This window comes from Protofrankia sp. Cr2 (genome assembly GCF_963555885.1).
Classification (GTDB): domain Bacteria; phylum Actinomycetota; class Actinomycetes; order Frankiales; family Frankiaceae; genus Protofrankia.
Map to the genome: position 1 here is coordinate 57742 of NZ_CAUVXG010000020.1, position 13373 is coordinate 71114.

At 70.3% G+C, this 13373-nt stretch carries 8 protein-coding genes and 2 pseudogenes; 6 read left to right on the forward strand and 4 right to left on the reverse strand.

Annotation, left to right across the window (positions count from 1 at the left end; translation table 11 throughout):
• Both U9978_RS11730 and U9978_RS11735 read right to left on the reverse strand, forming a co-directional pair.
• Positions 1 to 1412 (reverse strand): MFS transporter (locus tag U9978_RS11730; protein ID WP_322761130.1); only part of this gene is annotated, 1412 nt, incomplete at its 3' end.
• Positions 1413 to 1573: 161 nt separating this feature from the next.
• Positions 1574 to 1978, reverse strand: a complete 405-nt coding sequence (locus U9978_RS11735; protein WP_416210938.1) for a MarR family winged helix-turn-helix transcriptional regulator — start codon at positions 1976 to 1978, stop codon at positions 1574 to 1576.
• A 258-nt stretch (positions 1979 to 2236) separates the two neighbouring features.
• Here U9978_RS11735 and U9978_RS11740 point away from each other — a divergent pair, with 258 nt between their 5' ends.
• The 6 genes and pseudogenes from U9978_RS11740 (at position 2237) to U9978_RS11765 (ending at position 10751) form a co-directional block, all read left to right on the forward strand.
• Positions 2237 to 2383: a hypothetical protein gene (locus tag U9978_RS11740; protein WP_322761132.1), complete on the forward strand. Its 147-nt coding sequence runs from the start codon at positions 2237 to 2239 to the stop codon at positions 2381 to 2383.
• 112 nt (positions 2384 to 2495) lie between these two features.
• On the forward strand, positions 2496 to 3107 hold the full coding sequence (locus U9978_RS11745; protein WP_322761133.1) for a superoxide dismutase: 612 nt from the start codon (positions 2496 to 2498) through the stop codon (positions 3105 to 3107).
• Between the two features lie 258 nt (positions 3108 to 3365).
• On the forward strand, positions 3366 to 6653 hold the full coding sequence (locus U9978_RS11750; RefSeq protein ID WP_322761134.1) for an ATP-binding protein: 3288 nt from the start codon (positions 3366 to 3368) through the stop codon (positions 6651 to 6653).
• Positions 6654 to 6710: 57 nt separating this feature from the next.
• Complete coding sequence (locus U9978_RS11755) at positions 6711 to 8132, forward strand: FAD-binding oxidoreductase (RefSeq protein ID WP_322761135.1); 1422 nt, start codon at positions 6711 to 6713, stop codon at positions 8130 to 8132.
• A gap of 418 nt (positions 8133 to 8550) precedes the next feature.
• Positions 8551 to 8892 (forward strand): annotated as a pseudogene (locus U9978_RS11760) (ABC transporter ATP-binding protein); the annotation flags it as partial.
• The gene (locus U9978_RS11765; RefSeq protein ID WP_322761136.1) at positions 8889 to 10751 is read left to right on the forward strand and encodes a rhodanese-like domain-containing protein; all 1863 of its coding nucleotides are present in this window, start codon (positions 8889 to 8891) and stop codon (positions 10749 to 10751) included. The pseudogene U9978_RS11760 and the gene U9978_RS11765, both read left to right, overlap by 4 nt.
• Positions 10752 to 10955: 204 nt before the next feature.
• Here the strand turns inward: U9978_RS11765 and U9978_RS24030 are convergent.
• Together U9978_RS24030 and U9978_RS11770 are read right to left on the reverse strand one after the other, a co-directional pair.
• A pseudogene (locus U9978_RS24030) lies at positions 10956 to 11069 on the reverse strand (AraC family transcriptional regulator); the annotation flags it as partial.
• 39 nt (positions 11070 to 11108) lie between these two features.
• The coding region (locus tag U9978_RS11770; protein WP_322761137.1) for an excinuclease ABC subunit UvrA at positions 11109 to 13373 on the reverse strand (2265 nt) is incomplete at its 5' end.

Here is a 13373-nt window from a genome sequence, read left to right on the forward strand (position 1 = left end):
CTGTTGAACGCCTCCAGGGCCTTGGCCAACGCGGCGTTGTTGCTGACCTTGTGCGAGACCTCCGCGGCGGCGCGGCTCAGCGCGATCGCGCCGATGATGGCCGGCCCGAGGGTGAACCCGAAGTCGCGCAGCAGGCTGGTCGACCCGCTCGCCATGCCGGTGAGGTGATTGGGGACGGTGTTAACCGCGACAGCCGTGATAGCCGACAGCGCCAGCGCAAACCCGACACCGGCGATGAGCAGGGGAGCCACGATCGGCACGATGGACAGGTTCGTCGCGGACACTTTCGACAGCCAGAAGTCGGCGACTGCGACGAGCGCGAAGCTGATACCCAGCGTCCACCGCGGGTTGTAATGCTCGAGGACGCGCGAAGTGAAGGGCATCAACACCAGCGTCATCACGTTGAGCAGGATGAACGCGATCGAGGTCTTCAGCGGGGTGAACCCCTGGATCGCCGACAGGCGGATGCTCGTGGAGTAGGCGGTGCCGAGGTAGGCGAACATGCCGATGACCGTCGCGACCGCGGCGACCGAGTACGCGCGGTTGGCGAACAGCTCCAGCCGCAGCAACGGCGCGGCCGAGCGGCGCTCCGCCAGCACGAACAGGACCAGGAACAGCGCAGCCAGCACGAATCCGGCGATCACGCCACCGCTGTGCCAGCCACTCGTCGGACCCTGGATGACGGCGTACAACAGCGCGAACAACGCCACCGCTATGGTGATCTGCCCCGGCCAGTCGAGCGAACGACCCTCAGGGGCCGCGGAGTTCCGGGCGAACCGCACCGACACGCCGATGCTGATCAGCGACAGCACGATGACGGCCACGAACGCCCACCGCCAGCCGGCGTACGGGTCGCTGCCGAAGCCGTAGCGCGCCAGGAAGCCACCGAGCACCGGCGAGACGAAGCCGCCCGACGCCAACGCCGCAGCCCAGATCGCGATGCCGCGCGACCGGTCACGGACGGTGTGCGTGCCGGCTGCGATCATGGCAAGCGACGTCGGGAAGATCGCGGCGGCACCGACGCCCGCGATGATCTGGCCCAACCACAACACCAGCACCCGGGTCCCGGTCGAACTGCCGGTTCCCGGGGTGAGGACCGCGAGGAACTGCCCGAGGGCAAGCAGCATAGTTCCCCCGATCAGGAGGCGCTTGCGCCCGAACAGGTCACCCATGACCCCGAAAGTGAGTTCGAGGAGCGTGACCGGGACGAGGAACGCGTCGGAGATCCAGGTTAACTGTGACGAGCTGGTGCCCAGATCCTGCTGGAACTGACCGTTGAGCACGGCCGGGATCGCCAGCCCGACTTGGGCGACGCAGACCGCCAGCGCGGCCGCAGCCAGCGTGCCTCGCGTCAGGCCGCGCGGCGGTGTCGCCACGACGACGTCGTTTGCGGGTCGGTTGAGAATGGTCATTCGGGTGGCCTCCAGCGTCCGTGTGCCGGTGGGTTCGGCTGGGTGTGAAGCGTGCCACACGAATCGTGCGACGTACAGGTTTCCTGATGGTTTTTAGCAGGAAACCTGACGGTCTAATCTCCCTCCCCTCCCCTCCCCTCCGCCTACGCTGACGGCCCCACTCAGTGCGGCGGGTGCCCGACCAGGTTGGCGCGGCAGAGCAGCAGGACCCGCCGCAGCTCGGCGGCCTGCTCCTCGGTCACCCCGGCGAGCATCTCGGCCTCCAGGTCGCTGACCTTGTCCCGGTGGCGGCCCAGCAGTTCCCGCCCATCGGGTGTGAGAGCCAGCACCAGGCGCCGGCGGTCGTCGGGATCGCGATGTCGCTCGATCAGGCCACGCTCCTGCAGGGCGGTCACCATGTCGGCCATGGTTTGCGCCGTGACGAAGGAGTTGCGGGCGAGTTGCGCCGAGGACATGTCCGGGTGCCGTTCCAGCACCGTCAACGCCGTGTACTGCAGGGCGGTCAGTCCGATCGGTCGGAAGATCTCGTCCAGGTGCGAGCGGACCACCAGCTCAACCTGTTTCATCACATAGAGCAATGTCGGCTCGGCGCGCTGCGCGCTGCGCGAGCTACCCGCCGGCGCGGCGCGAGTCGATCGGGCATTGGGCACTGGCAGTCCTCGTCGGCGTAGGCCGAGGTGCGTGGAGCTGGGACGTCGACAGAGCTACGGTTTCCTGATGGCTTCACCACGACCAGTGTGCCACCACGCCACAGGGACTCCACCATGGCGTTGGGTGAGGCCGCAACGCATGGTTGTCAGGCGGCGCCGGAGAGGGAGCGGTCGATGCGTGACGGCGGAAGTGCTCCCGGGGCATGCCTGCCCGTGACGATCGAGGTGATGACCGCCCACAACGGCCCCGGGCCGGACGACGGGCCGCGGGACGTGCCGGCCGCGATCCGGCACGCCTACGTCACCAACCCGCCGGTCTGACTGATCGCACACCGAACGGTCCAGACTGGCCAGAGCAGAGCCAGGAACAGACCGGTAGCGGTTCTTCCTGTACATATCCCGTTCCTCACCCTGATGAGAGGACTCCACGTCCGTGGCGACCTACAGCCTGCCCGACCTGCCCTACGACTACGCTGCCCTTGAACCGGCGATCAGCGGCGAGATCCTCGAACTTCACCACGACAAGCACCATGCCGCCTACGTCGCCGGCGCCAACACCACGTTGGACAAGCTCGCCGAAGCCCGCGACAAGGGTGACTTCGGCGCCATCGTCGGTCTGGAGAAGACCCTCGCGTTCAACGTCTCCGGGCATGTCCTGCACTCGATCTACTGGCAGAACCTCTCCCCGGACGGCGGGGACAAGCCCGATGGCGCCCTCGCCGACGCCGTCAGCGCCGACTTCGGCTCGTTCGACGCCTTCAAGGCCCAGCTCACTGCCGCGACCACCACCGTGCAGGGCTCCGGTTGGGGCGTGCTGTCATACGAGCCGGTCGCCGACCGGCTGCTGATCGAGCAGGTCTACGACCACCAGAACAGCATCGGGATCGGCAGCACCCCACTGCTGGTCTTCGACGCCTGGGAGCACGCTTTCTACCTGCAGTACAAGAACGTCAAGGCCGACTACGCGACCGCCCTGTGGACCATCGTCAACTGGGCCGACGTCGCAGTCCGCTACACCGCAGCCCGGCAAGCACGCTCCGCCTGATTCCGGCCGTGGCAGGGCTGCGGGTGACCGCCACCGGTGGGCGGCGGCACCCGAGGCTGCGTGCCATCTCACCGGTACCGACGGTTGTGTCCCGTCGGTACCGGTGAGGCTCTGCCCACCGGACCGCCGCGGGACGGCGGCTCCGCTGTACAGCGATGCGGCCTTCGTGCAGTTCTGGTGTGCGCGGACCGCATCGCTGTCCGGTACGGCGGTGACGACCCCTAGCCATGAGGCTGCTGGCGGGAGAGGGTTCTCGCCATGTTGGACGTACGTCTGCTGAGCGAACAGCGTGTCGCGGGCGGTGCGAGGGTCGGGGGACGCTCGCCGTCACCGCGGTCCATCGCGTTGCTGGCGTACCTCGTCCTGCACGCGGAGGTGTCGCAAAACAGACAGCACCTGGCCGGCGTCTTCTGGCCGGACTCGAACGAGGCCCAGGCGCGCACGAACCTGCGGCGAGAGCTGCACAACCTGCGCCTCGCGATAGGTGAAAGCCCCTCCCTGGTGGTGGAGCCGACGGCATTGACCTGGCGGGACACCCCGACATGCCGGGTCGACGTCCGCGTCTTCCGGACGGAGCGGCTGGCGGCGGCGGCGGCCCGGTCGGCGGGTGACCACGCCGGTTTCCTGCGGCACGCGGCGGCGGCGATCGCCGAGTACCGAGGCGAGCTGCTGCCCGGGATGTACGACGACTGGGTTCTCGATCAGCGTGAGCTGCTGTGCCGGGAATGCGTGGAGCTGTGCGACGAGGCCGTCCGCGGGTGGCGCGAATCCGGCGACCGCGTCCGCGCGATCGAGGTCACCCGCCGTCGCGTCGAGCTGGAGCCGCTGGACGAGGTCGGGTACCGCGTCCTGATGGAATTGCAGGCCGAGTCCGGGGACCGCGGGGCCGTGATGCGCACCTACCACCGCTGCGCATCCGTGCTCGAACAGGAGCTCGGGGTCGGCCCCGGCCCGGAGATCACGAGGGTGGTCGAGCGGCTCTTCGGGCGGCGCGGCGCTCCGCAACCCGACCGGGTGCCAACCGACCGGGTGCCAACCGACCGGGTGCCAACCGACCGGGTGCCAACGGATCGACGGCCCAGACGGTCGGGTGCGGCCGGGGTGGGCTTCGTCGGCCGGGACGGTGAGGCGGCACTGCTGGTGCGTAGATGGCGACAGGCGACCGCCGGGCGCGGTGGGCTGGTGGTGGTGTCCGGGCAGGCGGGGGTCGGAAAGAGCAGGCTGGTTGCCGAGCTTGCCGCCATCGCCCGTGACAGTGGGGCGGCCGTCGCCACAACGCGGTGCTTCGGGTCGGCCGGGCGTCTCGCGCTCGCACCGGTGGCGGAGTGGCTGCGGGCCGGCGACCTCCGGTCGGGCGTCGAACGGTTGGACCCGGTGTGGCGGATCGAGGTCGAACGGCTGGTGCCGCGGGCCTCGACCAACGTCGCCGAGACGGGCGAGGTGACACCTGCCCCCGGCGCGGGACGGGCGCCGCCGGCGCCGTCGCCACCGGCGCCGGCGGGCTCGCACCCGATGGCCGACGCCTGGCAGCGCCACCGCTTCTTCGAAGGGCTCGCCCGGGCGGTGCTGTCGACCGGACGTCGGACCCTGCTCGTGCTCGACGACCTACAGTGGTGCGATCAGGAGACGGTGGCCTGGCTGACCTTCCTGCTCCGCTTCGCCGGCCACGCCCCGCTGCTCGTCGCCGCAACGGTCCGGGCCGATGAACTGGACCACAACGCGGAGGTCGCCGCGTCACTGCGGGCATGGAGATCGGCGAGGCTGGTCACCGACCTTTCCCTGGCACCGTTGGACCCCACCGGCACCGCCGCGTTGACGGCGTCGCTGCTCGGCCGCCCGGTGACCGCGGCGGAGGCGGGGGTCCTGCACGCGGCCACCGGAGGCTATCCGCTGTTCGTGGTGGAGGCCGCGCGCGGCTCGCTGGCCCCCGGCGAGCCGGTGGCGCTGCCCAACCTGCGGGCTATCCTGCACCGCCGGCTGGAGCAGTCGTCTCCGTCCGCGCGTGAGGTGGCCGCGCTCGCCGCAGCCCTCGGCCGCGACTTCAGCCTGGACCTGCTGTGCGAGGCCAGCGATCTCGACGCGGACGCCCTGGTGCAGGCAGTGGACGAGCTGTGGCGGCGCCGGATCGTGACCGAACAGGGCGGTGGCCACGGCGGTGGCCAGGGCGGTGGCTACGACTTCTCGCACGATCTGCTGCGCGACGCCGCGTACGGGCTGGTCAGTCCACCGCGCCGATGGTTGCTGCATCGCCGCCTGGCCCAGGGACTCGAGCTGCTCCACGCGACAGACCTCGACGAGGCGGCCGCGCAGCTCGCCGAGCAGTACCATCGCGGCGGACGACCGGACCGCGCCCTGCACTACTTCGGCCGGGCCGCCGAGGCGTCCGCGCGGGTGTTCGCGAACGCGGAGGCGATCCGCCACCACGCCCGGTGCCTGGAGCTGATCGCCCAGCTGCCACCCGGGCTCGACCGCGACGAACGCGAACTGGACGTGGCCCAGGCGATGACCGGCCCGCTCAACGCGGTGCACGGCTATTCCTCGCCCGAGGTGCAGTCCACGTTGGAACGCTCGGTCGCCCTCGCCGAGCGGCTGTCTCGGCCGCACGCGCTGCTCACCAGCCTGATCGGGTTGTTCACGGTCCGCTTCGTCCAAGGTCATACCGCGCAGGCCCACGAGCTGGCGACGCGTGCGCTCGCCCTCGCCGAAGCCGACCCTGACCTCGCAGGGCAGGCGCACTTCGCCTACGCCGGATCGGCCACCAGCCTCGGCCGGCACGCCACGGCGATCACCCACTTCGACCGCGCCTACAACCTGGTACCAGACGGCGTCTCGCTGATCGTGGGGACCCGCACCGATGTCCACGCCATGGCCTGGGCCGCCCACGCGCACTGGCTGCTCGGCGACGACGCCCGGGCGCTTTCCCGCTGCGACGAGGCGGTCGAGCGAGGCCGGGCGGCCGACCACCCCTATAGCCTCACGGTGGCCCTGGCCTACGCGGCGCTGACGCATCAGCTCCGGGGAGACCGGGCGTCACTGGCCACAGCGGCGAAGGAGCTGGACGAGCTCTGCCGACGCTACGAGTTCGCCTACTACCGCGAGTGGGCCGCCATCCTCACCGGCTGGGCGACCGGCGACGAGCGGGGCATCGCCGCAATCCAGCAGGCGGTCAGTCGGCTGCGCACGCAGGGAGCGCGCACCCGGATGTCGTACTGGCTGTCGCTGCTCGCGCAGGTGCAGATCGGCTGCGGACACGCCGAGGCCGCACGCGGCATCCTGGACGCGGCGCGGCTCGCCGCGCAGCAGCACGACGATCGTTGGTGGCTGCCGGAGGTCCTGCGCATGCGCGCCAGCCTGGAACCGGACCAGACCGCCGTGCCGATGCTGCGCCGGGCGGCCGACCTCGCCGCCGACCAGCTCAGCCGGACGTTGCAGGCGCGGTGCGACGCCGACCTCGCCGCCCGGGGCATTCGCAGCCCGGACAGCGGCGTTCGCGCCCCCGGTGGTCGGTGGTCGGGGCGAACGCTGAGCGAACGCCCCCCTGTCTAGCGTCGCCGGCAGCTGGCGACTCGCAGGGGAGCCGCCGCCGTACCGAAAGGCGACACCATGACCGGGACGACCTCATCCCCCCGGGCCGGGCAACAGCCCGGACCCGACTACGCCGAGCTGGCCGCGACCCTGCGTGGGCCGACGATCCGGCCCGGCGACCCGGCCTACGACTCGGCACGGGCCGTCTACAACGCCATGATCGACCGCCGGCCCGCGGCGATCGCCCGCTGCGCTGACGTCGCCGATGTCATCACCTGCGTCCGGTTCGCCCGCGAGCACGGGATCGATCTCGCGGTACGCGGTGGCGGACACAACGCCGGCGGGCTCGGGGTCTGGGACGACGCGCTCGTCATCGACCTGTCCGCCATGCGCAGCACGACGGTGGACCCCGCCGGCCACACGGTGCGCGTGGACGGCGGCTGCACGTGGGGCGACGTCGACCACGCGACGGTGGCGTTCGGGATGGCCACGCCATCGGGCTTCATCGCGTCGACCGGAGTCGGGGGACTCACCCTCGGCGGCGGGGTGGGCTACCTGACCCGGCGGTTCGGCCTGACGGTCGACAACCTGCTGTCGGCGGACGTGGTGCTCGCCGACGGAACCTTCGTCACCGCGAGCCCCACCTCCCATCCAGATCTGTTCTGGGCACTGCGCGGCGGCGGTGGAAACTTCGGCGTGGTCACCTCGTTCCGCTTCGCCTGCCACGAGATCGGCGACCATGGAGTCGTCATCGGCGGACCGGTGCTGTACGACCTGGCGGACACCGCCGAGGTGATGCGGTGGTATCGCGAGCTGTTGCCCTCGCTTCCCGAGGAACTGAGCGGCTGGCTCGGCCTGATCACGATCCCACCCGCGCCGCCGTTTCCCGAACACCTGTGGGGTCGCAAGGCCTGCGCCATCGTCTGGTGCTACACGGGCTCCCACGACTCCGCCGACGAGGTGCTGGCCCCGATCCGCGAGTTCGGTTCACCGCTGCTCGTCGGTCTCCATCCGATGCCCTTCACGGTGCTGCAGAGCGCGTTCGACGGCCTCTACCCGGCGGGCCTGCAGTGGTACTGGCGCGCGGACTTCTTCAACGAGATCTCCGAGCGGGCCATCGACGTGCACCTCACGTACGGCGCCCTGCTGCCCACCGGTCACTCGACCATGCACCTCTATCCCATCGACGGGGCGGCGATGCGGGTGCCCGACGACGCCACTGCATTCGCCTACCGCAACGGCGGCTGGGCCGGGGTCATCGTCGGGGTCGACCCGGACCCGGCCAACGCCGACCTCATCAGCGACTGGGCGAAGCGGTACTGGCGGGATCTGCACCCGACCTCGGCCGGAGGCGCCTACGTCAACTTCATGATGGACGAGGGAGCCGACCGGGTCCGCGCCTCCTACCGCGGCAACTATGACCGGCTCGCCGAGGTCAAGGCCCGGTACGACCCCGGAAACCACTTCCACGTCAACCAGAACATCGCGCCGGCCCGGTGACCGAACGACCGCTGGGCGGTCGGCCTCACTCCGGGGATGGACAACACCGGAGCGAGGGCGTCTCCGTCCAGGTCGTGGCGATGCCCGCCGAGTTCGAAACCGAGATCGCCTGATCGGCGCGGCATGCCACCTTCAGATCATGAAACCGAGTGAACAAACGGTCGCTGTTGCAGCCGTTTTCGTACTCAATTTGTTGATCGATGAGTGTCTCCTTGACGGTTCACCCGATGGAATCCGGCGAGGGCGGCCGGATCAGAGCGCCCGGCGGTGTCACGGTTACAAGGTTGACCGCTATGCGCGCCAGGCCGAGTACATCGACATCGTCCGCAAGGTCTGGGCCTCGACGACTACCCGGCACCTCATCGCGATCGCCCCGGCGCTGTCGCACTCCGGGCACGTCGTCCCGCGCTTCACCGAGGTCGCCCGGGCGCTGTCGCTCGAACCCGAACTGGTCTTCCTCGACGAGCCCGTCTCCGCGCTGGACGTCTCGGTGCAGGATCAGATCCTGACGCTGCTCACCGGCCTGCAGGAGGAGCTCGGGGTGGGTTACCTCTTCATTTCCCACGACCTTGCCGTCGTGGCCCGACTTTCGCACGAGGTCGCCGTGCTGCGCAGCGGCCGCGTCGTCGAAAACGGGCCGACAGCCGCCGTTTTCGCCGCGCCTGAGCAGGAACACACCCGGGAGCTGCTCGGCGCCATCCCCGGGCAGCGTTTCGCCGCCGCGTTGGCCGCACCATCACGACCCGAGGAGATCGCATGAGCGCCAGGTACATCGTCATCGGCGCAGGTGCCGTAGGCGCGACCGTCGCCGCGCAGCTGCGCGGGGCCGGGCATCGGGTCGTCGCCGTGGCCAGAGGCGCCAACCTCGAGGCGTTGCGGTCCCGGGGCCTGCACTACATCCGGCCGGACTCCGACCGGTGGGTCTCCCTTGACGTCGCCGGCGGGCCGGACGAGGTCGACCTGCACGTGGACGACGTGCTGGTGCTCGCCACCAAGTCACAGGACTCCGAAGCGCTGCTGGCGCAGTGGGCGTGGCGGCCGGTGGAGGTAGACGGCACCGTCCGCACGGCCGCGGAGGTGCTGACGATCCTGTTGCTGCAGAACGGGCTCGAGAACGCCCGGACGGCGCTGCGCAGGTTCGCCACGGTGATCGACGCGGTTGTGGCGATTCCGTCGTCGCACGGCCGGCCCGGGGAGGTCGTGGCCCCGGGCGCGCCGATCATCGGAGCCTTCTTCCTCGGCCGCGCGACGCGCGGGGGCGACTCGACGGTGGAACGCATCGCGGCGGATCTGCGCCGGGCTTCGTTCGCCGTCCAGGTTGTCGAGGATATCGACCGTTGGAAGGCCGGCAAGCTGCTCGCCAACCTGGCCTACAACCTCGACGTGCTCTACGCCCCAGGTGAGCAGCGTGACGCGGTGGCGGCCGCGCTGGTGGACGAGGCGCGTGCGGTGTTCGCCGCGGCCGGGATCGAGGCCGTCGACGTGGCGGCGAACAGCACCATCGACCTGTCCCAGCTGGTTGTGCAGGACATCCCCGGCCACGAACGGCAGGGTAGTTCCACCTGGCAGAGCCTGGCCCGCGGCGGCTCGGTCGAGTCCGACTTCCTCCACGGGGAGATCGTGCTGCTCGCGCGCCTGCACGGGCTGGATGCGCCTGTCAACGCCGGAGTGCAGCAGCGGATCGCGACGGCGGCGCGCACCGGGATGCCGCCCGGGAGCCTCGACGAGGCCGACCTCGCGGCCCTGCTGGCGTCGGCGCACCGGCCGAGCGACGCCAGTGGACCCGAGCTCCTTCCAGCGGTGCTCGTTGACGCGAAGCGGCTGCATGACGAGCTGGTCTCAACCACGCCGCCGCTGCTGCTCGACGTCCGCTGGAAGCTCGGCGACCCGCACGGGCACGACCACTACCGTGCGGGTCGCCTGCCGGGCGCGGTCTACGTCGACCTCGACACCGAGCTCGCCGCCGCGCCGGGCGGGAGTGCCGGACGCCACCCGCTCCCCGACGTCGAGGCCCTGGCCCGGTCGGCCCGCGGTTGGGGCCTGACCGCCGGGCGGTCGGTTGTGGTCTACGACGACAACGGGGGGCAGTCGGCGGCCCGGGCGTGGTGGCTGCTTCGCTGGGCGGGCGTCACCGACGTGCGCATCCTCGACGGCGCTCTGGGTGCCTGGCGGGAGGCCGGCTTCGAGATCGAGTCCGGTGAGAACGTCCCGGTTCCCGGGGACGTCGTGCTCAGCGCGGGGCATCTGCCGACGCTGGACGCGGACGGCGCCGCCCGGACGGCGCGTGAGGGGGTCCTGCTCGACGCCCGGGCAGGCGAGCGCTACCGGGGCGAGGTGGAGCCGGTCGACCCGCGCGCGGGACACATCCCCGGCGCGGTCAGCGCGCCGACCGGGGGAAATCTTGATGAAAACGGCCGTTTCCTGCCCTCGGAGCAGTTGCGTGCCCGGTTCGCCGCGCTGGGCGCCGGTGAGGCGAAGGCCGTCGCGGTCTACTGCGGGTCCGGGGTGACGGCAGCCCACCAGATCGCCGCGCTCGCCGTGGCCGGGATCGAAGCAGCCCTGTTCCCGGGCTCGTGGTCTGCATGGTCGTCCGACCCCGACCGACCCGTCGCGACATGATTCAGGAACAGGCGTCTGCGGTCGCGCGTGAAAATAAGAGCGCCCGGCAATAGAGGCGTGGATCAAGGAGCGGAGCTGGGGCGCGTAGATCGCGAGGCGGAGGAGGAAGGCACCGGAGGTGTTGGATGTCGACCGACGACAACGATGCGAGGTGCGTGCCCCAGCCCCGCGACGCCGCGCCCCCTATTGCCGGTCGCTCTAAAAGTGCCCGGCTGACATGTGCGCGCCGCGGGCGAACGCCTCGACGTCCAGCGGCTGCGCGTACTCCCGGCTCCTCCACGCCCGAGCCTGCCAGTCGAGTGGGAGGAGTCGAAACAGCTGAGAGAACTCGTCTCACGGTGTCCGCGAGGGCCTCGGTCAGGTACCGACGTAGGCCGCGAGGTGCTCGCCGGTGAGGGTGGAGCGGGCGGCGACGAGGTCGGCGGGTGTGCCCTCGAAGACAATCCGGCCGCCGTCGTGGCCGGCGCCGGGGCCGAGGTCGATGATCCAGTCGGCGTGCGCCATGACCGCCTGGTGGTGCTCGATGACGATGACCGACGTGCCGGAGTCGACGAGCCGGTCGAGCAGGCCGAGCAGCTGCTCGACGTCGGCGAGGTGCAGGCCGGTGGTCGGCTCGTCGAGGACGTAGACGCCGCCCTTCTCAGCCATGTGGGTGGCCAGCTTGAGCCGCTGCCGCTCGCCGCCGGACAGCGTAGGGAGCGGCTGGCCGAGGCTGAGGTAGCCCAGCCCGACGTCGGCGAGCCGGTCGAGGATCTTGTACGCGGCCGGCGTGCGCGCCTCGCCGGTGCCGAAGAACCCCTCGGCCTCGGTCACCGACATCGCGAGCACCTCGCTGATGTCGCGGCCGCCGAAGTGGTACTCCAGCACCTCGGCCTGGAAACGCTTCCCGCCGCACTCCTCGCAGACGGTGGCCACCCCGGCCATCATCGCCAGGTCGGTGTAGATGACGCCGGCGCCGTTGCAGCTGGGGCAGGCACCCTCGGAGTTGGCGCTGAACAGCGCCGGCTTCACGCCGTTGGCCTTCGCGAACGCCTTGCGGATCGGGTCGAGCAGTCCGGTGTACGTCGCCGGGTTGCTGCGACGCGAGCCCTTGATCGCAGCCTGGTCGACCGACACCACCCCGTCCCGGCCCGAGACCGAGCCGTCGATCAGGGAGCTCTTTCCCGACCCGGCCACGCCGGTGACGACCACCAGCACGCCGAGCGGGATGTCGACGTCAACGTCGCGCAGGTTGTGGGTGCTGGCGCCGCGCACCTCGAGCACCCCAGACGGTGTCCGCACCGACGGCTTCAACGACGCCCGGTCGTCGAGATGCCGCCCGGTCAGCGTGCCGCTGGCCCGCAGCCCCTCGACCGTGCCCTCGAAGCAGACGGTGCCGCCCGCCGTACCGGCGCCGGGGCCGAGATCGACCATGTGGTCGGCGATCGCTATCACCTCCGGCTTGTGCTCCACGACCAGCACGGTGTTGCCCTTGTCCCGCAGCTGCAGCAGCAGGTCGTTCATCCGCTGAATGTCATGGGGGTGCAGCCCGATCGTCGGCTCGTCGAAGACGTAGGTGACGTCGGTGAGCGAACAGCCGAGATGAATGATCATCTTGACGCGCTGCGCCTCGCCGCCCGACAGCGTGCCCGACGGCCGGTCGAGGCTGAGATAGCCCAGCCCGATCTCCACGAACGAGTCGAGGGTCTGCTGCAGCGTCGCGAGCAGCGGCGCCACCGACGGCTCGTCGACGCCGCGGACCCAAACGGCCAGGTCGCTGATCTGCATCGCGCAGACGCCGGCGATGTTGATTTCCTTGATCTTCGACGACCGAGCGGCCTCGCTGAGCCGGGTGCCACCGCAGTCGGGGCAGGCGGTGAACGTCACCGCCCGCTCCATGAAAGCGCGGACGTGCGGCTGTAGCGCGTCGACATCCTTCGACAGGAACGACTTCTGGATTCTCGGGATCAGACCCTCATACGTCAGGTTGATGCCGTCAACCTTGATCTTGGTCGGCTCCTTGTGGAGCAGGTCGTGGAGCTCGGCCGCTGTGTACGTACGGATCGGCTTGTCCGGGTCGAGGAAGCCGCAGCCGCTGAAAATGCGGCCGTACCAGCCCTCGACGCTGTAGCCGGGGATCGTGAGCGCACCCTCGGCGAGCGACTTGGAGTCGTCGTACAGCTGCGACAGGTCGAAATCGGTGACCGAGCCCCGGCCCTCGCAGCGCGGACACATCCCGCCGGTACGGGTGAAGGTCTGCCGCACGGTCTTGCCGGCACCGCGTTCGATCGTGATCGCACCGCTCGCTCGGACCGAGGGGACGTTGAAGGAGAACGCGTTGGGCGAGCCGATGTGCGGCTGCCCGAGTCGGCTGAACAGGATGCGCAGCATCGCATTGGCGTCGGTGGCGGTGCCGACTGTGGAGCGGGCGTCGGCACCCATCCGCTGCTGGTCGACGATGATCGCGGTCGTCAGCCCTTCGAGGACATCGACCTCGGGCCGCGCCAGCGTCGGCATGAAGCCCTGCACGAAGGCGCTGTAAGTCTCGTTGATCAGCCGCTGCGACTCCGCGGCAATCGTGCCGAACACCAGCGAGCTCTTACCCGAGCCGGAGACACCGGTGAACACCGTCAGCCGGCGCTT